Source organism: Flaviflexus ciconiae, from assembly GCF_003971195.1.
In the GTDB taxonomy this organism is placed as follows: Bacteria; Actinomycetota; Actinomycetes; order Actinomycetales; family Actinomycetaceae; genus Flaviflexus; species Flaviflexus ciconiae.
This window is the reverse complement of record NZ_CP034593.1, coordinates 2,053,783-2,075,826: the sequence shown is the minus strand read 5'-3', so window position 1 is coordinate 2,075,826 and position 22,044 is coordinate 2,053,783. Positions and strand designations below refer to the sequence as shown.

The window sequence follows — 22,044 nt, the reverse complement described above, 5'->3', positions numbered from 1 at the left end:
GACGAAGTTGTCCTCACGATCAGCTGTAATCTGCAATGATCTTTTGCGTCGCCCCGTCGACCGTGACGTTTCCGCAGTACGGGAGGATCCACTGCGGCCTAGTGTGCCCGAAGGGAACGCCGCAACAGATCACCGCATCGTGACTGTAGGTACGAATGGTTCGGATTGCCGTGCCGTACCTGTCGTTACGCATGGCTTGCCTGGTCTTGCTATCGGGCCGAGAAGCGTGGTCGCTGACAGGAGGGCGTGCGAACAGGACAGCACCGACCCGTTCAAGGATTCCCCGCTCGCCAAGAGCTCTCATCATCCTTTTGACAATGATGGGAGGAGTGACTTCCTCGGAAAGCTCGAGGAGAAGAACGGCTCCGTCAAGATCCGAAAGGGGGAGTGAGAAGCGGCCTGAGGCAAGGATCTCGTGAATAATCTCGACGCAGCCTCCCCAGGTGCGTCCCGTTATCGATTTTGCTGGACCGTCCCAAATCCAGGGTTCCGAGGGCTCTCTCGGCCCAAATTCCGTCAGAGCGTTCGGCTACGCCCACAGTGTTCCGTGGTCCTCCGACTCCGCCGGATTCGTGATCTCAAGCAGGCCACCATCTATTACTGCTGCGAGAAGAGATGCCCCATGTTCTTCCTCCACCTGTGGCCCGGGGCCAAGGTGAATCTGAGTTGAACCGCCGTAGAAGCTCTTGATGCCAAGGGTAGTAAGGAAGTTATGCAGATGAGTGTTGTCGGAGTAGCCGAGAAAAGGCTTGGGATTCTGCCGGACAATATCGGCATCGATGTGCGGGATTACAGTCACCTGATCGTCACCGCCGATGGTCGTGATAATCGCGGTGATGGTTGGATCCGCAAAGGCTTGTGTGATGTCGTTGGCGCGATCGATCGCATGTGCGTTAACCCGTCGCGTCGTTGCGAACTCGACCGGGGCCAGGCCGGTCAGGGCCTCAAGTCGCTCAATCCCCTGCTCGTGAACCCGGGGAGAGACCCCGGGAGCTGCGAATGACGGAGAGAGAACGGCGATGCGGTCGCCCTCACTAGCCTTGGGCGGAGAAACGAGGGTGGAAGCCATGGATTCACACTAGCGAAGTGATGAGCTGAGAAGGCTCTCAAGGCCCAATGGGTTCTTGGGAACCCACACTTATTTATGGGGTTTCTATGGGTAATGTGCCTTCACCGTTAGAGCTGGATCGTCGCGTCGTGCCCGTTGAGTTGCATCCGCCGTTTTCAAGGGATTGACCATCCGCCTGCTTGTGCCAGTCGGTACCATTCGGCGCGCGTGAGAGGCAGATCCGACCCGGCTGTTGCGGCACGGACCCGGGCGGGTGTTGTTGTTCCAAGAACCACCTGCATATCCGCCGGGTGGCGTGTGATCCAGGCTGTCGCAATCGCTTCCTTAGGGACGTCGTACGTGGATGCGAGGGAATCAATTTCATTATTGAGCTCAGGATAGGAATCCCGGTTGAACAATGTTCCCGGCTTTGTTCCGCCCTGGAAGGGCGACCAGGCCTGGATGGTAATTCCCGCCTGTCTGCAGTATTCAACAAGACCGCCGCCGTCCCGAACAGCCGATTGGCTGTCACTCAGCATATTGGCGGCGATGCCTTGCGCCAGCGTCGGGGAGTGGGTGATCGACAGCTGCATCTGATTCACGACCAGTGGCTGGGACAGCGAAGCACGGAGAAGGTCGATTTGGCCCGGGGTGTGGTTGGAGACCCCGAAGTTCCGTACCTTTCCAACGGAATGAAGCTCGTCAAAAGCGCGAGCAACTTCATCTGGTTCAACCAGAGCGTCGGGGCGATGGAGGAGGAGAACATCAATGTAGTCAGTGCGCAAGGCCCGCAAGGAGCCCTCAACTTGGGAAGTGATGTGCTCGTACGACAGATCGTAGTAATCGTCGTGAGGAAGGATCCCGGTCTTCGTTTGGATGATCATGTCCTCCCGCTCGGAGGAGCTGAGGTTTAGGGCCTCACCAAACCTCTCTTCGCATTCGTGCATGCGGTTCCCGTAAATATCGGCGTGATCAAAATAGTTGACCCCAGCGTCCCGGGCTGCGGAAACGAGATCACGGATCTGTTGGTCCGACTTCTCGGCAATCCTCATGAACCCCGAGACGATGTTCGATGCTTTGAGATCTGAGTTTGGAAAGCTTATGTGCTTCATGCCGCCACACTATGCTCCACAGGGTCAAAGCGCCACGGAATCAAAAGTTGAATTCGGAGCCCCGACTGTCTCATGGCTGGGAGTCCGAGCTCTGCGTGAGTGAAATGGAGCGGGTGACGGGAATCGAACCCGCGCTGTCTGCTTGGGAAGCAGAAGTTCTACCATTGAACTACACCCGCGTGTTTATCCATATTACCGCTTGCCGTTGCCATCCTTCAAAGACCTTGGTGTGAGGTTGCAGTCTTGGAAGTGTGGAAACGCGGGGATAGTCGGATTGTGGCAGGTGCGGGGCCCGGGTAGTAAGTGAACGAGAGGGCCTAAGGAGCAGATTTCTGGCAAACTCAATATGTGCTGCTTTCAGATAGAGATATCCGTTCACAGGTCGACCAGGGTCGGATCAAGATCGACCCCTGGGAGGCTGACTTTGTTCAGCCCTCCTCCCTGGATGTTCGGCTCGATAAGTTCTTCCGAATGTTTGATAACCACCGCTACCCGGTCATTGACCCGGCCGAGGAGCAGGAAGACCTGACGCGCCTTATCGATGCTGGGAACGAACCGTTCGTCCTTCATCCGGGCGAGTTTGTTCTCGGCTCCACCTATGAGCAGGTGACCCTTCCGGAAGACATTGCGGCGCGCCTGGAAGGTAAGTCATCGCTCGGCAGGCTCGGCCTGCTTACGCACTCCACTGCGGGCTTCATTGATCCCGGGTTCACGGGCCATATCACTCTGGAGCTGTCGAACACGGCGACGATGCCGATCAAGCTGTACCCGGGAATGAAGGTGGGGCAGCTGTGCTTCTTCCAGCTGTCCTCGCCGGCCGAGAACCCCTACGGAAGCGGAGCACCCGGTTCCCGATACCAGGGTCAGCGCGGCCCCACGGCCTCCCGTTCCTGGAAGAACTTCCACCGCACCAACATCCAGGACTGAATCGACTGATCCCCATCGGAGTTGTGGTGGGGGAGCCTGAGCCGGAAAGCCGCCGGAGATAACCTCTGCCAAAGTATGCCCCGGCAATAAATGCCCGGTCAGGTAAAGCCAGGAAAACAGTCAGGCCCCTGATCCGAAGATCGGGGGCCTGACTGCTACGTGCCAGATGAGCTCATCCACCGGATCGCTTAATTCAGAGTTTTCTCTGCGCTGATCCGCCTGTTGTTGGTACTTCGCCGGTGGGTTTGCTGTTACTTCGAGGAGCCTGCCATGAGGGCGTTGACGAAGTACTTCTGGAAGGCGAAGTAGACGAGCAGTGGGATCACCATGGATACAAAGGCGCCGGCCGACAGGATGTCCATGTTCGAAGAGAACTGGCGTAGCTGGGATTGGATCGCCACAGTAATCGGTTGTGACCCGGGGCCCGCGAAGATCAGGGCGACCAGCATGTCGTTCCAGGACCACAGGAATTGGAAGATTGCCAGGGATGCAATCGCCGGCATTCCAAGCGGTAGAGCAACACGGAGGAAGATTCTCATTTCCGAAGCACCATCGATCCTCGCGGCTTCAAGAAGTTCCGGGCTGATGTTCGTGAAGTAGTTCCTTAACAGGAACACGGCGAAGGGTAGCCCGAAGGAGACGTGGAAGATGATGACTGCCGCATAGGTTCCGAAGATGCCGATGTTGCCGAACAGGCGAGCAAGGGGGATAAAGGCAACCTGGAGGGGCACCGCCATGAGAGCCACAACCCCGATGAGAACCCAGTCCCTTCCCGGGAAGTCGATCCAAGCCAGGGCATAGCCTGCCATGGCGCCGAAGGCGACAACAAGAAGCGTGGACGGGACAACAATGATGATCGTGTTGAGCAGAGACTGCATCATCGCGTCATTGCCGAGCAGCGATGAATAGTTCTCAACAGTTAGCTGATGAACGTCTTGGAAGACCGTCCACCAACCGGTGGCGGAGTTAGCCTGCGAGCTACGGAACGAGGCAACGAATAGGCCGACCGTCGGGACAAGCCACATGACGGCAACAATGACAAGGATGATGTTGACGATCGAGTTATTGAATAGGGCAACGATCCTGCCGCCAACGGTCTTCTTGCGTTCCCCGGCCCGATAAACCTTGCCGGACCGGCGCCGCTTGACTCTCTTCTCTGTGTCCCGATCCTCGCCTTCGGCAGAAAGCTCCTGTGCTACGTGCTCGATGTTGGAGGTACTCATCGCTGGCCTCCTCTCCGGAAGTTGCGGATGTTAATAAGCATGAACGGGATGACCAGGATGAGGAGGACGATGGCGAGGGCGGAGCCCAGGCCCTGGTCGTTACCGCCACCGAACGACACGGTCCACATTCGGGTGGCGAGCACCTCTGCTTCCTGCTTCGATGAGCCAGGAGGTATGACGTAGACAAGGTCGAAGATCTTGAGCACGTTGATCATGAGGGTCACGATGACAACCATGATGACCGGCATCAGCTGCGGCACCGTGATGTGCCGGAACACCTGCCATTCCGAAGCGCCGTCGGTTCGTGCCGCTTCCTGCAGGGAGCGGTCAATGGCAGAAAGGCCGGAGCCGATCATGACCATGGCGAAGCCCGCCCATATCCACACGTAGGCAAGAATCATGACGGGGGTAATGAGGTCGGGTCCCAGCCAGTTGATTCCCGTTGGTCCGGACGTGAAGTTTGATGCTGGAACACTAAGGGTCAGGGGTTCGGTTACCCCTTCGAAGGCGAATGTGCCGTCGTCGGCCGTCACCGCCTCGTAGTCGTTCCCGGACCCATCCGTAGCGTGGATGGTGATGCCACCAAGTCCTGGCTTGCCAGCATCTATGTGGCCGGTTTCTCCGCCACCGCCGGGAATGAAGTCAAGCCAGACAGTGCCAGTCACGGCTCTATCTTGCGCCTGGCTTGGAACTGCGGGGACGGGATCGTCGCCGATGTGCTCGGGGGCAATGCCGATGAGGGGGATAAGGGCGACGTCGCCGGGCCCGAACTCGGAGGTTGAGAGAATCTCACCGCCCGTTTCCTGCTGCTCGAAAGACGAGAACTCCTCGCTGGCCCTCAACCGTGCGTCGGGATAGTGGGAGCCCGAAGAGAAGAACTCTTTAATGGTGACGGTGATGGCGTTTGCCATGCCAATGTCGGGGTTCTGCTGGAAGGCGGTACGGAAGATGATGCCCGCGGCAAGCATAGAAATCGCCATCGGCATGAAAATGATGAGCTTGAATGCCGTTGCCCATGCGATCTTTTCCATGAGCACGGCAAAGATCAGGCCGAGTATTGTGCACACGAGCGGTGCGACAAGCACCCAGATGATGTTGTTCTTAAACGCAGTGAAGGTTTGTGGGTCGGTGAAGACCTTGACGTAGTTGCCGATACCAACGAATCCGTCGCCGCGGCTGTCAAACGTCGAGCGATAGAGCGAGTAGATGATCGGATAAACAACGAAGGCAACAAGGAAGGCCAGGGCGGGGCCGAGCAGGATGACAAGAAGCCAGCGGTTCTGCGTCGACATCGGGGGCTTACCCCGGACCTTTGTCTTCTTGTTCTTCTTCACTGCGGTAGTGGACATGGTTCCTCACTTGACCGGTGATAGGCCGGTGAAGGCGGGGCGCACTTCGATGCGCCCCGCCCACTGGTTGGTTAGTTGCCGTACGCGGCCACTGCCGCATCCTCGAGGGCCTGCGCGGTTCCCTCAACATCGTCCGGGTTCTCGTAGAACTCGATGAGGACAGCCCACATGCCCTCACCCTCGGTACCACCGAAGGCGGAGGGAGTGAGGTCCGACATGTCGAACCTGAAGGACTCGGCCGATGTCAGCTGCTCGGCGATAGCGAGCGAGACATCATCCGGGTACAGGGAGGTATCGGCATTCTGGTTTGGTGAGGTGAAGCCACCAAGCTCAATCCAGATGTTTGCGGCCTCGGGCGAAGCAAGGTAGGTCATAAGAGCCATCGTTGCTTCGTCGTCGTTGAATGCGATTGCTACGTTACCCGCACCCATGACTGCCGGCTCGGAGCCGTTGATCGAGGGGAAGGGGTAGAAGTTGGCATCCTCGCCGACAACCGAATCGGTCTGCTCGGCAATGTTGCCTGCAACAAAGTCACCTTCGTAGACGGTGCCAGCCTCGGCAGGATCCGTGAAAGCGGCAGTGACCGAGTCGGGGAAGGAACGCTGTGCCCCTCCCGGCATAAGCAACGTATCGTTGCCCCACAGCTCACCGAGAATCTCGAGGGCCTCGATGACGGAGTCATCGGTCCAGGGGATCTCGTGTGCGGCAAGCTGGTCGTACATTTCCGGACCGGCGGTACGCAGGTAAACGTTCTCGAACCAGTCGGTCAGCGGCCACCCAACATCGGCACCAACGACGAGGCCGGGAACACCGGAGTCTGAAATGAGCTGCAGCGTGGCAGTGAAGTCTTCCCAGGTTTCGGGAACGTCGGCGCCAGCATTTTCGTAAACGCCAACGTTGTACCAAACGGTTGACTTGTTTGCGGCCTTAAACCACACGCCGTAAAGCTCGCCGTCGTAGGTCGATAGATCCTTCCAGGTCTCCGCATAGTTTGCGTCAACCGCAGCAACGACTTCGTCGGTCATGGGGACGATGTCGTCGGACTCGACCAGCTGGTCAACGAGACCGGGCTGGGGGACAAGCGCGATATCGGGTGCGCCACCACCTTCGATCTGGGTGCCAAGAGCGGTGGACACGTTGTTCCCAAGCGAAGTGTAGGTGACCTGCGCACCCGTTTCTTCCTCGAAGTAGTCGAGGACCTGCTCGAAGTTCTCCTGCTCCGCACCCGACCAGTCGGATGCGACGTCAATGGTTACGCCGGACAGGTCCGGGTAATCCCCACCGTCGGCACCATCGTCGGTTTCTTCACCGTCGGTGTCTTCCGTATCTTCGGTGTCGTCAGTGGTCTCGCCATCGTCGGTCGAGTCGGTCGTGTCCGCACCACCGTCCGTTGGCTCGGTGTCCTCCACCTCTTCGCCGCCGCAAGCGGCCAGCAAAGCTGCTGATGTAATAAGGGCGGCCGTAGCCTTCATGCTCCGTCGCATGGTTCCTCCCGTGTAGTCGTGGTGTGAACTGATGCACACACCTTTCAGGGATAGAGTAGGCCGTTCTTGCCTCCAGTAGTAGCGAAATGAACAATGTTCTTATGTGGACGGCGTTAATTGTTGCAAAGTGACGCATTTTTGATCCATGTTTATCAGATGTATGTTCAATTGTCGTGATTTCTTCACTCGAAAAACGAGATAATTTCGAAATTGATTTCCAGGTGACGGCGCGCCGGGCCTTTGCGGATGGTGCACCCGAATAGTCGGTACCCGGAGAGCATGCGCTGGTAGGCGGTGGGAAGTAGTGCCCACATTCCGAGTCGGACAATACGGTCCACGTGGAAGAACAGCAGTCTTTACCATGTATTCTGGCAACGAATAGACTTCAGCAGATCTCGATCTATCGACAAGCGAATATCGCAGGGGAAAATAAAATGTCAGAATTCAACGGAGGGCGCCGTCCAGAGGATGGCGAGCAGCCCGAGAACACTGCTGACGATACTCAGCAGTTCCAGCCTCAGAACGACCAGTCGGCCTCTGCTAACGAGGCCCCGCAGGAGCCGTGGGGCACGCAGGACACGCAGTCTTATCAGGCCGGCTCTGCTAACGAGGCTCCACAGAACCAGTGGGGCCCGCAAGATACACAGTCCTACCAGGCTCCGAATCAGGACCAGTTCGGCCAGCAGCCCACGCAGTCGTTCAGTGCGGATCAGGCAGGCTACGGCCAGCCCCAGCACGGCTACGACCAGCAGTACGGTCAAGAAGCCGCCTACGGACAGAACTACGGCCAGCAACCACCCCAGGCATACAGCGCCGAGCAGGCCGGTTACGGCCATACCACACAGCCCTATCAGGCTTCCCATCAGGAGCAGTTCGGCCAGCAGCCCACGCAGTCGTTTAGTGCGGATCAGGCGGGTTACGGCCAGCCGCAGCAGGGCTACAACCAGCAGTACGGTCAGCAGTATGGCCAGCAAGGCTACGGGCAGCAGGGATACGGCCCGGACTCCCAGCCCTCCTCGTACCCACCGGCACAGGCCTCCTACGGTGGCGGACAGTACGGCGGCGGTAACTACGGTGGCTACCCGCCCCAGGGCGGTGGCTATGGCCAGCCCCGAGCAAGGGCAAAGGCCCGCTAATTGCCTGGATTGTCCTCGGTGTCATCCTGATTGCGGCGGTTGTTGTCGGCATTCTCTTCGCTACCGGAGTCATCGGTGGTGGCGATGATGACGAAACGACGGGTACGGAGACGACAACCAGCCAAGAAGAAACCACGGAGCCCGAGACCACGGAGCCCGAAACCACGGAGCCGGAGACCCCCGGTCAAAGTACCCCTGAAACGGATACGGGAATGTACGGCTCCGATCCGGAGCTCGACGCACTCTATGATTCGTGCGAGGGCGGCGACATGGCTGCGTGCGATGAACTCTACTTCAACTCCGGCTACGGAACAGAGTACGAGGAGTTCGCCATCACCTGCGGTGGAACAGATACAGACAACTACGGTTCCTGCGATTCCTCGGGTTCCACCAACGGCTCAGGCGCCATGAACTACGGCGACGATGCGGCCCTCGATGCTCTCTACGACGAGTGTGAGGGTGGCGACTTGGCGGCCTGCGACACCATGTGGTGGGATTCCGAAATTGGCTCCGAGTACGAAGAGTTTGCCGAAACCTGCGGCGGACGCACCGACTACGCTGCCGGTACGTGCGAGATTCGAGAAGAGACCGGAACGCTGTAAGACTACGCGCACCAATAGGTCGCGCCAGCAAATAGGAATGGCCCGGGAGGTAACTCTTGGGCCATTCCCATACCCAGATTGGATCGGCTGTATCAAGAGGGCCGCGGGAGGGACTGTCGGGCTTGGTGCAGATGTGCGGGAAAGCTTCGCCGACAGCTTGGCAACGCGTTCGTTGCAACGATCACGTGAATGGTTGGCGGGGCTACAACCGCGTCTAGCGCAATCAAGCGGGGCTGATAGGTAGCGTGTGGCTCGGCCACGCTATCGCAGACTGCCGAATGGGGTGGGGCTATTCGCTTCGGGCCTGGCCTCGCTTGACACCTTCGAGCAGAAGGACGGAGACGTCCTTCACTTCGATTTCGGCGGCCTCGCCGCGGACTCCGTCATTCAACATAGTTGTGCAGAACGGACACGCTGTCGCAATGACTTCGGCACCGGTCGCCATGGCCTGCCTGGTCCGCATACCACTGACGGAGGTGCCGTTCTTATCTTCAAAGAAGGCATGGGCGCCACCGGCGCCACAGCACATGGCGCGCTCGTGATTCAGTTCCATTTCCACGACGTCTTTGTCGCCCAAGAGTTCACGCGGTGCGTTGTAGACCTTGTTGTGGCGGCCCAGGAAGCACGGGTCGTGGTAGGTGATCTTCTTGCGGTCCTCTTCGGAGGGCGGCACCGGGGTGAGCTTGCCTTCGCGGACGAGCCGGTTGAGGAGCTGCGTGTGGTGAACGACCTCGTAGGTGCCACCCAGGTCCGGGTATTCCTTCGCGATCGTGTTGAAGCAGTGGGCGCAGGACACCACGATGCGCTTCGCGCCAACCTCGTTGAGGGTCTCGATGTTTTGGGCGGCCAACATTTGGAACAGGACCTCATTACCGGCACGCCTGGCGGGATCGCCGGTGCAGGATTCACCGTCGCCCAGGACCGCGAATGACACTCCAGCGGTGTGGAGGAGCTCGGCAACGGCCGCGGATGTTTTCTTTGCTCGATCGTCGTAGGCTCCGGCGCAGCCGACCCAGAACAGGTAGTCGACTTCGTCGGCGCTTTCCACATCGACGCCGACCTGGGGAACATCGAAGTCGAGCTTCTTGGCCCAGTCGAGGCGCTTACGGGGGTTGAGGCCCCACGGGTTGCCTTTGTTCTCCATGCCGGTGAACATCTTGCCGAGCTCTGCCGGAAAGGTCGATTCCATGAGGGTCTGGTGCCGACGCAGTCCAACAACGAGATCAAGGTGCTCGATGTCGACGGGGCACTGATCAACGCATGCCCCGCACATCGTGCACGCCCAGAGAACGTCAGGGGTGACAACGTTCGGCATAAGTGGCGCATTGGGGCCCCGCTCGGGATCCGATCCGATTGCACCGGATTCCATGAGGGCGCCCAGAACATCCCCGCTGTGTGCCTCTTCCATACTGACTGCGGCCTTTGCGAAGGGTGCGGAGGCAAAGGCATGGTCGCGCAGTGCGGTGACAAGGAGCTTGGGGGAGAGTGGCTTGGCCGAGTTCCAGGCGGGGCAGAGATCCTGGCAACGTCCGCACTCGGTGCAGGTTGCCGTATCCAGCAGGCCCTTCCAGGAGATGTCGGAGATCGTTTCGATTCCGAGCCTCTCATCCCCTTCCATCTCCTCAATCATGTCGAGCCTCAGTGGCTTACCGTCGACAAGAAGATCGGGTAGGGGCCCGAGCGCCTTGGAGCCGTCAACGTTTGTCTTGGCGTAAACGTTGATGAGGGCAAGGAAGCGGTGCCAGGCAACACCCATGGAAGGAACGAGGCCGATCACGACGAGCCAGGACAGGGAGAGGACAAGCTTGATGATGGCGAGGATTGTGATGATCCAGCCGATGGTGCCCTGCGAAAGACCGGTCAGCAGGCCACCGATCCAGGCTGTGGTGGGGAAATGTACGAGGGTCGCGTACTCGGCTCCGGCCAGGTAGGCGTATTCGGCCCCACGGATCAGGAGAACGCAAACGACGACGCCGACGATTGTGAACTCGACGTAGCGGGCCTGCCAGTTGATCGACCCATAGAAACGGGAGGTTCTCGGGAACTCGTCGCCGCTTTCAAGTGTTTCACCGGAATTCTTAGCCCTGCCCGTGCGGGTACGTACCCAGGTGAGATAGAGCCCACCGATAAGCCCTGCCCATGCGAATATTTCGATCAGCCATTCCCACGGTGCCCAGTGCCCGATGATGGGGAAAGCCCAGGCAGGGTCTGCGAGCTGGTTAAAGGCTGTGACCAGTGTGAAGAAGAGCACGGGAAACGAGATCATGACGCACCAGTGCGCGACTCGAATCCACGCGCGGTTCTTAAAAGCGCTGTGTGACAGTATCTCCTTCATCGTCATCCACAGGCGCGGACCGACCGGTGTGAGACGACCGGGGGCAACCGTCCCCATCCGCGCTACCGTCACGATCTGCCACAATCCCCGCAGGAAGATCCCGGCGCACGCGAGGGTGATCAAACCGGCGATGATGAGTGACCAGGTGGGTAACACAGCGGCCTTTCTGGAGGAAAACTGTCTTATCTCAAAATAGCCTGTTCCGTTCCGTAAATTAAACAACTTGCGAACAAGGGTAGGGAACCCATAGTGCCGTCCGTTAAAGTGGGATGGGGACTACTGGGGAGTGTGAATGGTTCAGATATTCATTGCATTTATGGTGGTTGCTCTGGCAATGCCAGTCGTAATGAAGTGGCTGGGCCGTGAAGGATTCTTCGTAGCATCAATCGTTCCGCTCGTCGGATTGATCTGGACAATAGCGCAGGGGCCGAGGGTTTTGGCAGGCGACTATCCAGTTCAAACGGTGACGTGGGTTGCCGAACTTGGCCTCGCCGGAGACTTCCGGCTCGACACGCTGTCGTGGATCATGTCGCTACTTGTGAACGGCGTTGGCGCGCTCGTTCTGATCTATTCGGCTCGATATTTCTCCCGAAAAGCCAGTGGCCTCGGTAGATTCGCGGGCTTCTTCGTCGCGTTTGCCGGAGCGATGTTTGGGCTTGTCACGACGGATAACACTCTCATCATGTACATCATGTGGGAGCTAACAACGGTCTTTTCCTTCCTCCTTATCGGCCACTATCGGGGTCGCAGAGCGTCCCGCCGTGCCGCCATGGAAGCGATTATTGTGACGACCGCGGGTGGCCTCGCAATGCTTGGCGGCATCATCCTTCTTGGAGAACTCCCCGGTGGTTCCTACTCCTTGACGGAACTTGTCCAGGCCGGTGCGGATGGCACGCTCCTCGAGGGAGCCAGGGCAAGTATGGGAACCGGTTACGTAGCAACCGCCGTTGTTCTCGTTCTTCTCGGTGCTCTTTCGAAGTCCGCAATCTTCCCGTTCCACTTCTGGTTGCCAGCTGCCATGGCAGCCCCGACGCCGACCTCGGCATATCTCCACGCGGCTGCGATGGTGAAGGCTGGCGTGTACCTCGTTGCCCGTATGGCACCGGGCTTTGCCGATCAGACGGTGTGGATGTGGGTGATTCTTCCCGCGGGCCTTTTCACGATGATCATCAGCGGTTATCGGGCGCTCCGCCAGAACGACACGAAGCTAATTCTCGCCTACGGAACCGTGTCCCAGCTGGGTTTCATGATGGTGCTCGTCGGATACGGAACGGCGGAGATGGCGTTAGCCGGCCTGGCCGTCCTCACCGCCCACGCGCTCTTCAAGTCCTGCCTCTTCCTCTGCGTCGGCATTGTCGACATGTCGACCGGCACCCGCGATTTGCGGGAACTGTCCGGTGTTGGAAGGCGGCGCCCCTTCCTTGCGGTTGCCGCGGGCATAGCAGTGCTTTCCATGGCGGGAATCCCGCCATTCGCCGGCTATGTCGGTAAGGAAGCTGCCCTCCATGCGCTCACGCACGGCTCCACACAGGACATGGTGGTTGCCTGGGTGATCGTTGTGGGCTCTGTTCTTACTCTCGCTTACGGCCTGCGTTTTTGGTGGGGTTGCTTCTGGGACAAGCCGGGTGTGGAGCCGATCGAGCTGAAGAACAAATCGCGGATTATTCTCACGCCCCCGGTTCTCCTCGCCATTGCTTCCCTGGCTCTCGGTCTCGTTCCGTCCTGGTGGGAAGGTCTTCTCAAGGGCCATGCAAACCTCAATCCTGGCGAGCCCGGTCACCTGACCCTCTGGGCAGGGTTTGGCCTTCCGGTGATCATGACCGGTCTCATCATTGCCGGTGGCATCATCCTCTTTGTTATCCGCAAGCCCTTCGAAAGGTTCCAGCGAAGGGTTGCCGTTCCGTTCTCGGCCGAGGGTGGCTACCGGAGGACCATTGTTGGCCTCGAGAACCTTGCCGGTGACATCACGGGCCGCACCCAGTCCGGTTCCCAGCCCATGTACCTGACGATCACCCTGATTGTCATGGCGGCGGCGGGTTCAACGGCGCTGATTTTTGGCGGAACCAGTATCGCGGCCGACTATCGCTGGTATGACACGGTTGCTCAGGTACCCGTTGTCATTATTGCCAGCATTGCCGCGGTCCTCGCTGCCCGGGCACGCAGGCGTCTTAAGGCGGTTCTGCTGCTTAGCCTGTCCGGCTACTGCGTTGCTCTGATCTACGAGCTTCACGGCGCACCGGACCTTGCTCTCACCCAGGTGCTGGTTGAGACCATTACCCTTGTCGTGTTCGTTCTCGTACTGCGCCGCCTGCCTGCCTACTTCTCGAACCGGCCCATGGCGACCTCCCGCTGGTTCCGTGCCAGCCTCGGCGTTGTTGTTGGTGTCTGCGTTGCCGGGTTTGCGTTCTTCGCGGCAAATGCTCGCCAGCATCGCCCGATTTCCTCGGACTTTGCGAGCGAGGCCTACGACTTCGGTTACGGCCAGAACGTCGTCAACGTGACCCTCGTTGATATTCGTGCCTGGGACACGATGGGCGAGATTTCCGTCCTCGTGGCCTGTGCTATTGGCGTGGCTTCCCTGCTCTTTATCCGTGACCGCAAGGCTCGGACAGATCCGCTCCGCAACATTGCTCGCCCCGGCATGCATGACCGGGTGTGGCGGGTGGAGGAAACTGATGATCACACGAAGGTGCTTGATGAGCAGAACCTCAAGTACGTGCAAGATCACCAGGTCCGCGAGCCGGGACGAAACAATCTGTGGCTACCCGCAGCCAACACACTGGCGGCCGCACGCCGCTCCGTGATCTTCGAGGTTGGTACGCGGCTCGTCTACCACACGATGCTCATCGGGTCCCTCTTCCTCCTGTTCTCGGGCCACAACCTGCCCGGTGGCGGCTTTGCTGGTGGCCTGCTTGCTGGCATTGCGCTCACCCTGCGTTATCTTGCCGGCGGGCGCTACGAGCTCGGTGCCGCTATCCCGATGCATCCGGGAGTCCTCATGGGTGGTGGCCTCATGGTGGCAACCACGGCGGCGCTGTTCCCGATCCTCCTTGGCGGGTCGGCACTGCAGACCGCCGCCTTCGAGTTCACGCTCCCCGTCTTCGGGGACGTCAAGTTTGCAACCGCCATGGTGTTCGACGTTGGTGTCTATCTCGTGGTTGTTGGCCTGGTTCTTGAGATCCTGCGTTCGATGGGAGCGGAAATTGACCGCCACGGAGAAATTGAAGGCCTGGATGATGATGGCATGAGCGTTCCGACGCCACAGTCTGACCGACGAAAGGAAGCTGTGACGAAGAGAGATGCTGTGGAGGGGCTGAAATGATCGATACCTCCCCGTCCCTGATCCTCGTTGCCCTGTGCGCTGTTCTTGTGGCAGTGGGCGTCTACCTCATCTTGGAACGCTCCCTGTCCCGAATCATCCTTGGATTTTCGAGCCTCTCGAACGGAGTGAATATCGGATTCCTCATCGCCGGTGGCAGGGCAGGCGCCCCGCCGATCGTGGGCCAGTCGGAACCGAGCGAAATGTCGGATCCGCTCACACAGGCGATGATCCTGACCGCAATCGTTATCACGATGGGAACAACAGCCTTCATGCTGGCCCTTGCCTACCGCTCGTGGCAGCTCGACGGTAACGACGAGGTCCAGGACGACATTGAGGACCGCAGGCTGGCAGTCATGGCGGAGCGCGATGAGCGCCTCGTCCGTGACGAGCAGTCAGCAACAGATGATGATGCGGCCGACGTCCATGACGAAACCGAAGTGGATTCGGACGATCGCACCGTTGTTGGAGGTGAGCAGGTATGAACTGGCTCGTAGCTATCCCCGTTGTCCTGCCTCTCCTCGGCGCAGGTATTACCCTTGCCTTCTCGAACTTCCGTCGCGTCCAGTGGCTCATTTCGGTTTCGATTCTGACGATCTCGCTGGCCGTTGCGTTCGCCCTTGTCATCGCCGTTAACGACGGCCCGCTCGTCTTTGATGTTGGTGAATGGGCAGCCCCCGTTGGCATTACGCTTGTCGCTGACCGTTTGTCGACACTGATGTTGCTCGTGTCGATCGCGGTTACTCTTGCGGTCCTGATCTACTCCCTTGCACAGGGTGTTGAGGACGGCGAAGAAGCAGCCCCAACCGCGGTCTATCACCCGGCCTACTTGATTCTGTCCGCGGGCGTTTCAAACGCCTTCTTGACGGGTGACCTCTTCAATCTGTTCGTTGGCTTCGAGATCCTCCTCGCGGCCTCCTTTGTGCTGATCACGATGGGTGGCACGAGGGCACGAATCCGGTCGGGAACCGTGTACGTTGTCGTGTCGATGCTGTCGTCGATCATCTTCCTCGTTGGCATTTTCATGACCTATGCGGCAACGGGAACGCTGAACTTTGCTCAGCTCGCGATCCGCCTCCAGGAAATCGACCCGGGGGTGAGCCTTGCCCTGCAGGCCATGCTTCTTGTGGCCTTCGGTATTAAGGCGGCTATCTTCCCGCTGTCGGCCTGGTTGCCGGACTCCTACCCGATTGCTCCCGCTCCCGTCACCGCGGTCTTCGCGGGCCTGCTGACAAAGGTCGGCGTCTATGCGATTATCCGCACCCAGGTGCTGCTCTTCCCGCAGGGCAGGCTGGACGGGATACTTGCGGCCCTTGCAATCCTCACGATGGTTATCGGCATCATGGGTGCGGTGACCCAGCGAGACATTAAACGTATGCTTTCGTTTACGCTGGTCTCCCACATTGGCTACATGATCTGGGGTATCTCGATCTCGACCGAGGCCGGTCTTTCGGCAACGATCTACTACGTCGTCCACCACATTACTGTCCAGACAGCTCTGTTCCTTGTGGCTGGCTTGATTGAACGACACGGCGGGACAACGTCCCTGCAGAAGCTCGGTTCGCTCGCGAAATCTGCTCCCGTGATCGCCGCGCTTTATCTCATACCCGGATTGGCCCTGGCCGGTATTCCACCGATGACGGGCTTCCTGGGCAAGGTCGGGCTCATTTCAGCGTCGGCCCAGTCGGGGGAGACGATCGACTGGTGGCTTATCGGAGCCGGTCTCGTCACGTCTCTCCTCACGCTCTACGCGATCCTCAGAGCCTGGAACCTGGCCTTCTGGCAGGAGCCGGAAGAGGAGCTGGAACACAAGAAGATCCCGGCAGGCATGTACGGTGCGGCCGCTTCCCTGGTCATCATGTCCCTGGCCATTGCCGTGTTCGCCGGACCGATCTACGGCTACGCTGAAAGAGCGGCAACCGACCTGGAGCGGCGCGGCCCCTACATTGTGGCGGTCCTTCCCGACGGTAGCCGCGGGACGGGAACATCGGAGGACGAAACCGATGAAGAATCGGCAGATGACCTAGAAGAGCAAAGCATCAGCCCGGACGAGAAGGAGGGCCAGTGACAGAATCCAATGCGCGGATGCTGATCCGCAGAGCAACCTATCGTCCCGGGCGCTTCCCCCGCGCTACCGCAGGCATGATCATCTGGCTGACGATCGTCTGGGTGCTTCTCTGGGGTGACGTGACAACCGGCAACGTTGTTGCTGGCTTCCTCCTCGCCCTGGCACTGACGACAATTACGCCGCTTCCGGCCGCAACGTTCGACGGTCGTTTCCGCCCTGTCGCACTGTTGCGCCTCGGGGGTGTGTTCCTTCTCGACGTCATCAAGGCTTCGATCCAGATCTCGTCGTATGCCTTGCGGGGCAAGCGGCCCCGCGGTGCCGTGATTCGTGTCCAGACCCGCGGCCACTCGGACGTGTTCCTCACGGCAACGGCGGGTTTCACGTCGCTGGTTCCCGGTTCGGTTGTCGTCGATGCTCACGCGGCGTCCGGCACCCTCTATATTCACGTCTTCGACATTGATATCGCCGGCGGTCTTGAAGCTGCCCACCAGGCGGTGCTGGACCAGGAGGAGCGGATCCTCCGGGCCTTTGCCTCCCACAACCAGCTCATCGATGCTGGGTTCGTGCCGGGCTCGAAGATGGGGCAGCGGCTTCCGGTTCCCTACGCTCCCGCGGCAGGTGATGACAAATGACCATAGTTGCCTGGATCTGCGGAGGCCTGCTGTTCCTTGCTGGCCTCGGCGTCGTCATTCGTGTCTCCAAGGGACCGACGATGCTGGACCGCATGGTGGCCGTCGACCTGTTCACCTCAACAATCGTCTGTGCGATTGCCGTGATCTCGGCGCTCACGCGCCGTACCGACCTCATCCCCGTCCTCGTCGTTCTCGCCATTGTCGGCTTCATTGGGTCGACCACGATCTCACGCTTCCTCGCACACGAGCCGACCGCCGACAAGCGGATCCTCACGAAGGAAGAGGTTGCGAAGATCCTTGAGGAGGAGAGGATTCGTGAAGACGACGATGACGAAGAGGTCCACAACCCCGACGTAGATGATGATGTGGAAGGGGAAGTGAAGGAGGAACAGGATGCTTGACACTGTCTACAACGTGATCGGCGGAGCGTTCCTGATAAGCGGATCGTCGCTCGTCCTTATTGCGGCAATCGCGCTCCTCAGATTCCCGGACCTGCTCTCCCGGCAGCACGCGGCCACGAAGCCTCAGGTGTTTGGACTGATCTTGGTCATGTGCGGCATGGCATTGATCGTTCGGGACGTGTCGCTGGCCTGGACGGCGCTCCTTGTTGTCGCCTTCCAGCTCATTACATCCCCGATTTCTGCCCACATGATTGGCCGTGCAGGATATCGTACGGGTGGTATCGTTCCTGAAGACCTAGTCGTCGACGAACTCGGTGACGACCTCGACTCAGCCCGTGTTGACCACGTCGGCCCGGGCCGTACAAAATCCAAATAGCAAAACTATCCAAGTAGTAAAACTCCGAAAGGACGAGGCATGGATATTGGTTGGAAGATCGTCAGCACGGTAGGCGGCCTTGCCGCTGGCTTCCTGGCAAAGCAGGTAGTAGAGCAGGGCTGGAAGTTCGCAACGGGCCACAATGCCCCCGATGAGGATGACTTCGAGTCCAACCTGGTCGAAATCGTTGTGTTCTCGGTTGTTGCTGGAGCAACCCGCACCGTTATCCACAACCTTGTCATGAGGAAGGCCAATCAGGTTTACGGCCGCGGAGCTAAGTCCGTCTCGGACTAGCAGATAACTGAATAGAGCTCCTCACAAGGGACTCTTATACTGGTCGGGATTTCCCGCCGGTGGCTTCCTTCCGTGTGCTGGACTAGCATGGTGGGTACGACAGGGGAGCGCTACGGCGCTGAGAGTGCATTAAACGATGCAGACCCTCGAACTTGAACCGGGTAACACTGGCGGAAGAAGTCGGGAATCTCTCGGACCCCTGCCCATCGGGCAGGGGTCTTTCCCCTCCTTTACACGGAGGAAGTATGAAGAAGACATGTGCGAGCCTGGCGCTCGTTATGGTCCTTGCAGCGTGCGGATCAGAAACTGAGAAAACCGAGACGGTCACGATCCTCACCCACGACTCGTTCGGAATCACTGAAGAGCAGATCGCGGTCTTTGAGGAAGAAACCGGATACGAACTCATCACGATCGCGCCGGGGGATGGCGGGGTGCTTGTGAACCAGCTGATCCTCAACAAGGACAATCCGCAGGCGGACGGGGTCTACGGCCTCGACACCTTTATCGTCGGCACGGTCCTGGAAGAAGACCTGCTTGACCCGTACACGTCCGGGAATCTGCCGGACTCGGCAACCGATCTCGTTGTAGACGAGTCCCTTACCCCAATCGACCAGGGAGAAGTCTGCATCAACGTTGACACCGCCTGGTTCGAAGAAAACGGGATAGCGGAGCCAGAGACCCTCGAGGACTTAAGGGAACCGCAGTATGCCGAACTGCTTGCCCTTATCGATCCGGTTAGTTCCTCCCCGGGCTTCGCATTCCTTGCGGCAACGGTGGCCGAGTATGGCGATGACTGGGAAGAATACTGGACCGACCTTTTCGCTGGTGGTGCGCGCATCGCAAGCGGCTGGTCGGATGCCTACTATGCGGACTTCTCCGGAGCGGACGGAAACGGTCCCTATCCGCTGGTGCTGTCCTACTCGTCAAGCCCGGCCGCGGCCCCAGACACGGACTACCTGCCAAGCACCTGCGTCCGACAGGTCGAATACGCAGGGGTGGTATCCAATGCCGCGAACCCCGAGGGTGCGCAGGCCTTTATCGACTTCATGCTGACCGAGGATGTTCAGGCCAGTATCCCGAACACCATGTACATGTACCCGGTTGACGATAGCGTTGCCCTGCCGGAGGAATGGCAGGAATCGGCAAGCCTGTCAGGCGACCCGATCATTGTCGATCCCGGAACGATCGATAGAGGCGGCTGGCTGGAAGCCTTCACGGAGCTTCGTTGAGGCTTTGGAAAAGCGCGTGGAGCGCGGCCATCATCATTCCGGCCGCGTTCCTCGCCATCTTCTTCCTCTACCCCACAGCCACGATGCTGTGGAGAGGAATCTGGGACGGCGGGCTCGATCTGGGCGGAGTCGGCAATGTTCTGGCCGAGTCCCGCACCTGGAAGGTCGTGTGGCAAACCGTCCTCCAGGCCGCCCTTGGTACGGCGGGGGCAATCCTTCTCGGAGTCCCGAGCGCCTACATCCTGTACCGGGTGCGGTTCCCGTTCCAGAAAGTCGCACGAGCGGCCGCCACCATCCCGTTCGTTCTTCCCACGGTCGTTGTTGGCGTGGCCTTCCGCGCGCTCCTTGGCAGGGGCGGACCGCTCGAATTCCTCGGGCTTGATCAGACCGTCACCGCGGTCGTTATCGCACTCACCTACTTCAACTATGCGGTCGTTGTTCGCACCGTGGGCACCATGTGGCAAACCCTTGATCCGCGCTCCGCCCAGGCCGCCCGAACCCTCGGGGCCTCTCCCTCGCGGGCGTTTCTGACCGTCACCCTGCCGCAACTCGCGCCGGCAATCGCCTCCGCCGGTGCCATCGTCTTCCTATTCTGTTCCACCAGCTACGGACTGGTCCGAACCCTCGGATCCCCGGGGTATGGAACTCTTGAGACGGAGATATGGCGGGAGACAACCGCAATGCTGGACACGAGGACGGCAGCGGTCCTGTCGATCCTCCAGGTCGTCATTGTCATCCTCACCCTCATCGTTTCCGAGAAGCTATCGTCGCGAACCGCGGGCAGACTCAACCTGCGTAGCCACCACGTTTCCCCGATTGGGAAGAGCGATGCTCCCGCGGCCGTGTTCACCGGCCTTGTCCTTGTCGTCCTCATTACCTCTCCCATCATTTCCCTCGTCGCTCGCTCCCTCACGGTGGATGGCGAGTGGAGCCTGAAGAACTACCGTCTGCTGGCAACGTCTGGGCAGGGCTTCTCGGGAGGATCCAGCGTCCTCGAAGCCATTGGCAACTCCCTGCGAATCGGTCTCGTCGCCACCCTGATCTCCCTCGCTATCGGCGTCCCCCTGGCGCTGGTTCTCTCCCGTCAAGTCAGAGGGCCGCTGAGGACCGGCCAGTCGTTCCTCTCCGGGGCGATCCTCCTGCCGCTCGGGGTTAGTGCCGTCACGGTCGGTTTCGGCTTCTCCATAGCCCTCGACTCCCCACCGCTCGACCTGCGGAACTCCCCGCTTCTCATCCCCATAGCCCAGGCCGTTGTTGCTCTGCCGCTTGTCGTCCGCTCTCTCACCCCAACGCTGTCCTCCATCGCCCCCGGCAGAAGAGAAGCCGCCGCGACCCTCGGGGCCTCGCCGTGGCGCGTTCTCGCCACGATCGACGGCCCGTTCCTCGTGCGAGGAATCGGTGTCGCTATCGGTTTTGCGTACGCCACGTCGCTTGGCGAATTCGGAGCGACCTCGTTCCTGGCCCGGCCCGACACTCAAACGCTGCCGGTCATGATCGTCCGGTTGCTCGGTCGCCCGGGTGGCGACAACTACGGGATGGCGATGGCGGGGGCAGTCATCCTCGCCATTCTTGCCGCGGGAATCATGGCGGCCGCGGAGGCTGCCCGGAAGGACCCACAATGATTGAACTATCCTCGCTCACCGTCTCCTACGGAGAGACAGTTGCTGTTGACCGCGTGGACCTCACCGTCAAAACCGGTGAGATCATGGCACTGCTTGGCCCCTCGGGATGTGGAAAGTCATCGCTTCTCCGCGGAATCGTGGGCCTCGAGCCCTCCACGGGCGACATCCTTGTCGACGGTAAATCTGTACAGAATGTTCCCGTGCACCTGCGTCGTATCGGCATGGTCTTCCAGGAAGCCCAGCTCTTCACCCACCGGGACGTGGCCGGCAACATCGCATACGGCCTCAGGGGCCTGCCCAAAAAAGAGATCGCCGCCCGAGTCACCGAACTGCTTGCCCTGGTTGGCTTGGAAGGCATGGGGGAGCGGAGCGTCACGACTCTGTCCGGTGGTCAGGCCCAGCGGGTGGCGCTCGCACGTTCCCTTGCCCCGCGCCCGTCGGTGCTACTTCTCGACGAGCCGCTCTCGGCCCTTGACCGGGTGCTTCGGGAACGACTCTCCGGTGATCTCCGAGAAATCCTCAAGGCCGCCGAGGCCACCGCCGTTTATGTCACTCATGACCACGATGAGGCGTTTACCGTGGCCGACCGAGTCGGGATTATGGATTTCGGCAAACTCCTCCAGGTCGGAACCCCCGCGGAACTACTCGCCCGTCCCGCGGATTCCGCCGTCGCCGGGTTCTTGGGAAACATGCCGTTACTGGAGGGCAGGGTAACCGAGCGGTCAGGTGACCGCACCCGCCTCACACTCCCTAACGAAATCGAAATTCCCGGCACGGTTGACACCGACACGGTGAGGCTCAGAATCAAGCCGCTACCGTAGCGGTGCCACGATAGCCTCGAGAGAATACCTCTAGCCTCGGAATCGCCTTCAAGTGACTGGTGGAGC

Annotated in this window: 20 protein-coding genes, 1 tRNA gene, 2 pseudogenes and 1 riboswitch; of the genes and pseudogenes, 14 read left to right on the top strand and 9 right to left on the bottom strand. The window is 59.7% G+C overall.

The features are described from left to right. Positions 1 to 35 precede the first annotated feature (35 nt). Positions 36 to 86, top strand: a pseudogene (locus EJ997_RS14105) (hypothetical protein); the annotation flags it as partial. On the opposite strand, the pseudogene EJ997_RS13565 reads toward EJ997_RS14105, so the two are convergent. The 4 genes and pseudogenes from EJ997_RS13565 to EJ997_RS09035 form a co-directional block, all read right to left on the bottom strand. Then, positions 74 to 457, bottom strand: a pseudogene (locus tag EJ997_RS13565) (LD-carboxypeptidase); the annotation flags it as partial. The pseudogenes EJ997_RS14105 and EJ997_RS13565 sit on opposite strands and share 13 nt — an antisense overlap. Before the next feature lie 72 nt (positions 458 to 529). Next, positions 530 to 1,069 (bottom strand): LD-carboxypeptidase, encoded by a 540-nt coding sequence (locus tag EJ997_RS13560; protein WP_228201455.1) that lies wholly within the window; start codon positions 1,067 to 1,069, stop codon positions 530 to 532. Positions 1,070 to 1,224: 155 nt separating this feature from the next. Beyond that, complete coding sequence (locus EJ997_RS09040) at positions 1,225 to 2,160, bottom strand: aldo/keto reductase (protein ID WP_126704258.1); 936 nt, start codon at positions 2,158 to 2,160, stop codon at positions 1,225 to 1,227. 105 nt (positions 2,161 to 2,265) lie between these two features. Further along, positions 2,266 to 2,339, bottom strand: a tRNA-Gly gene (locus tag EJ997_RS09035). 169 nt (positions 2,340 to 2,508) lie between these two features. Between EJ997_RS09035 and dcd the strand changes: the two genes are divergently transcribed. After that, complete coding sequence (dcd, locus tag EJ997_RS09030; RefSeq protein WP_126704257.1) at positions 2,509 to 3,087, top strand: dCTP deaminase; 579 nt, start codon at positions 2,509 to 2,511, stop codon at positions 3,085 to 3,087. 251 nt (positions 3,088 to 3,338) lie between these two features. Here dcd and EJ997_RS09025 read toward each other — a convergent pair whose 3' ends face one another. From EJ997_RS09025 to EJ997_RS09015, 3 genes are all read right to left on the bottom strand, one after another. After that, the gene (locus EJ997_RS09025; protein ID WP_126704256.1) at positions 3,339 to 4,310 is read right to left on the bottom strand and encodes a carbohydrate ABC transporter permease; all 972 of its coding nucleotides are present in this window, start codon (positions 4,308 to 4,310) and stop codon (positions 3,339 to 3,341) included. Beyond that, entirely contained in the window at positions 4,307 to 5,659 is a 1,353-nt protein-coding gene (locus tag EJ997_RS09020; RefSeq protein ID WP_206501632.1) for a carbohydrate ABC transporter permease, read from the bottom strand. Before EJ997_RS09020 ends, EJ997_RS09025 begins: the two co-directional genes overlap by 4 nt. Positions 5,660 to 5,730: 71 nt before the next feature. Next, on the bottom strand, positions 5,731 to 7,143 hold the full coding sequence (locus EJ997_RS09015; RefSeq protein WP_206501631.1) for an ABC transporter substrate-binding protein: 1,413 nt from the start codon (positions 7,141 to 7,143) through the stop codon (positions 5,731 to 5,733). Positions 7,144 to 7,577: 434 nt separating this feature from the next. Between EJ997_RS09015 and EJ997_RS09010 the strand changes: the two genes are divergently transcribed. Further along, positions 7,578 to 8,279 (top strand): hypothetical protein, encoded by a 702-nt coding sequence (locus tag EJ997_RS09010; protein ID WP_126704255.1) that lies wholly within the window; start codon positions 7,578 to 7,580, stop codon positions 8,277 to 8,279. Here EJ997_RS09010 and EJ997_RS12925 read toward each other — a convergent pair. Continuing rightward, positions 8,276 to 8,467, bottom strand: coding sequence for a hypothetical protein (locus tag EJ997_RS12925; protein ID WP_164719912.1), 192 nt, complete (start codon positions 8,465 to 8,467; stop codon positions 8,276 to 8,278). The two genes, EJ997_RS09010 and EJ997_RS12925, sit on opposite strands and share 4 nt — an antisense overlap. A gap of 24 nt (positions 8,468 to 8,491) precedes the next feature. Between EJ997_RS12925 and EJ997_RS09005 the strand changes: the two genes are divergently transcribed. Beyond that, positions 8,492 to 8,881, top strand: coding sequence for a hypothetical protein (locus EJ997_RS09005; RefSeq protein ID WP_126704254.1), 390 nt, complete (start codon positions 8,492 to 8,494; stop codon positions 8,879 to 8,881). A 289-nt stretch (positions 8,882 to 9,170) separates the two neighbouring features. On the opposite strand, the gene EJ997_RS09000 is transcribed toward EJ997_RS09005, so the two are convergent. Continuing rightward, entirely contained in the window at positions 9,171 to 11,372 is a 2,202-nt protein-coding gene (locus tag EJ997_RS09000) for a (Fe-S)-binding protein (RefSeq protein ID WP_228201454.1), read from the bottom strand. A gap of 136 nt (positions 11,373 to 11,508) precedes the next feature. Here EJ997_RS09000 and EJ997_RS08995 point away from each other — a divergent pair, with 136 nt between their 5' ends. The 10 genes from EJ997_RS08995 (at position 11,509) to EJ997_RS08950 (ending at position 21,978) form a co-directional block, all read left to right on the top strand. Next, entirely contained in the window at positions 11,509 to 14,538 is a 3,030-nt protein-coding gene (locus EJ997_RS08995) for a Na+/H+ antiporter subunit A (protein ID WP_126704253.1), read from the top strand. Next, complete coding sequence (locus tag EJ997_RS08990; protein WP_126704252.1) at positions 14,535 to 15,020, top strand: Na(+)/H(+) antiporter subunit C; 486 nt, start codon at positions 14,535 to 14,537, stop codon at positions 15,018 to 15,020. Before EJ997_RS08995 ends, EJ997_RS08990 begins: the two co-directional genes overlap by 4 nt. Continuing rightward, on the top strand, positions 15,017 to 16,603 hold the full coding sequence (locus EJ997_RS08985) for a Na+/H+ antiporter subunit D (protein WP_126704251.1): 1,587 nt from the start codon (positions 15,017 to 15,019) through the stop codon (positions 16,601 to 16,603). The genes EJ997_RS08990 and EJ997_RS08985 overlap by 4 nt, the downstream gene beginning before the upstream one ends. Continuing rightward, positions 16,600 to 17,235 carry a Na+/H+ antiporter subunit E gene (locus EJ997_RS08980; protein WP_228201453.1) on the top strand — a complete coding sequence of 212 codons (636 nt, stop codon included), beginning with the start codon at positions 16,600 to 16,602 and terminating at the stop codon, positions 17,233 to 17,235. The genes EJ997_RS08985 and EJ997_RS08980 overlap by 4 nt, the downstream gene beginning before the upstream one ends. Then, the gene (locus EJ997_RS08975; protein WP_126704250.1) at positions 17,232 to 17,636 is read left to right on the top strand and encodes a monovalent cation/H+ antiporter complex subunit F; all 405 of its coding nucleotides are present in this window, start codon (positions 17,232 to 17,234) and stop codon (positions 17,634 to 17,636) included. Before EJ997_RS08980 ends, EJ997_RS08975 begins: the two co-directional genes overlap by 4 nt. Continuing rightward, the gene (gene mnhG / locus EJ997_RS08970; protein ID WP_126704249.1) at positions 17,629 to 18,012 is read left to right on the top strand and encodes a monovalent cation/H(+) antiporter subunit G; all 384 of its coding nucleotides are present in this window, start codon (positions 17,629 to 17,631) and stop codon (positions 18,010 to 18,012) included. Before EJ997_RS08975 ends, mnhG begins: the two co-directional genes overlap by 8 nt. A gap of 39 nt (positions 18,013 to 18,051) precedes the next feature. After that, on the top strand, positions 18,052 to 18,306 hold the full coding sequence (locus EJ997_RS08965; protein WP_126704248.1) for a DUF4235 domain-containing protein: 255 nt from the start codon (positions 18,052 to 18,054) through the stop codon (positions 18,304 to 18,306). Positions 18,307 to 18,397: 91 nt separating this feature from the next. Then, positions 18,398 to 18,502: riboswitch (TPP riboswitch) on the top strand. A gap of 49 nt (positions 18,503 to 18,551) precedes the next feature. Next, a complete protein-coding gene (locus EJ997_RS08960) occupies positions 18,552 to 19,535 on the top strand; it encodes a thiamine ABC transporter substrate-binding protein (RefSeq protein ID WP_126704247.1) in 984 nt (327 codons plus the stop codon). Continuing rightward, the gene (locus tag EJ997_RS08955; protein ID WP_228201451.1) at positions 19,532 to 21,157 is read left to right on the top strand and encodes an ABC transporter permease; all 1,626 of its coding nucleotides are present in this window, start codon (positions 19,532 to 19,534) and stop codon (positions 21,155 to 21,157) included. Before EJ997_RS08960 ends, EJ997_RS08955 begins: the two co-directional genes overlap by 4 nt. Continuing rightward, on the top strand, positions 21,154 to 21,978 hold the full coding sequence (locus tag EJ997_RS08950) for an ABC transporter ATP-binding protein (RefSeq protein ID WP_126704246.1): 825 nt from the start codon (positions 21,154 to 21,156) through the stop codon (positions 21,976 to 21,978). The genes EJ997_RS08955 and EJ997_RS08950 overlap by 4 nt, the downstream gene beginning before the upstream one ends. The last annotated feature ends 66 nt before the right edge of the window (positions 21,979 to 22,044 follow it).

Bases quoted from the DNA above. Each gene is read 5' to 3' on its own strand.
- EJ997_RS13560 (WP_228201455.1), bottom strand. From the start codon at position 1,069: ATGGCTTCCACCCTCGTTTCTCCGCCCAAGGCTAGTGAGGGCGACCGC.
- EJ997_RS09040 (WP_126704258.1), bottom strand. From the start codon at position 2,160: ATGAAGCACATAAGCTTTCCAAACTCAGATCTCAAAGCATCGAACATC.
- EJ997_RS09025 (WP_126704256.1), bottom strand. From the start codon at position 4,310: ATGAGTACCTCCAACATCGAGCACGTAGCACAGGAGCTTTCTGCCGAA.
- EJ997_RS09020 (WP_206501632.1), bottom strand. From the start codon at position 5,659: ATGTCCACTACCGCAGTGAAGAAGAACAAGAAGACAAAGGTCCGGGGT.
- EJ997_RS09015 (WP_206501631.1), bottom strand. From the start codon at position 7,143: ATGCGACGGAGCATGAAGGCTACGGCCGCCCTTATTACATCAGCAGCT.
- EJ997_RS09010 (WP_126704255.1), top strand. From the start codon at position 7,578: ATGTCAGAATTCAACGGAGGGCGCCGTCCAGAGGATGGCGAGCAGCCC.
- EJ997_RS09005 (WP_126704254.1), top strand. From the start codon at position 8,492: ATGTACGGCTCCGATCCGGAGCTCGACGCACTCTATGATTCGTGCGAG.
- EJ997_RS08995 (WP_126704253.1), top strand. From the start codon at position 11,509: ATGGTTCAGATATTCATTGCATTTATGGTGGTTGCTCTGGCAATGCCA.
- EJ997_RS08990 (WP_126704252.1), top strand. From the start codon at position 14,535: ATGATCGATACCTCCCCGTCCCTGATCCTCGTTGCCCTGTGCGCTGTT.
- EJ997_RS08985 (WP_126704251.1), top strand. From the start codon at position 15,017: ATGAACTGGCTCGTAGCTATCCCCGTTGTCCTGCCTCTCCTCGGCGCA.
- EJ997_RS08975 (WP_126704250.1), top strand. From the start codon at position 17,232: ATGACCATAGTTGCCTGGATCTGCGGAGGCCTGCTGTTCCTTGCTGGC.
- mnhG (WP_126704249.1), top strand. From the start codon at position 17,629: ATGCTTGACACTGTCTACAACGTGATCGGCGGAGCGTTCCTGATAAGC.
- EJ997_RS08965 (WP_126704248.1), top strand. From the start codon at position 18,052: ATGGATATTGGTTGGAAGATCGTCAGCACGGTAGGCGGCCTTGCCGCT.
- EJ997_RS08960 (WP_126704247.1), top strand. From the start codon at position 18,552: ATGAAGAAGACATGTGCGAGCCTGGCGCTCGTTATGGTCCTTGCAGCG.
- EJ997_RS08950 (WP_126704246.1), top strand. From the start codon at position 21,154: ATGATTGAACTATCCTCGCTCACCGTCTCCTACGGAGAGACAGTTGCT.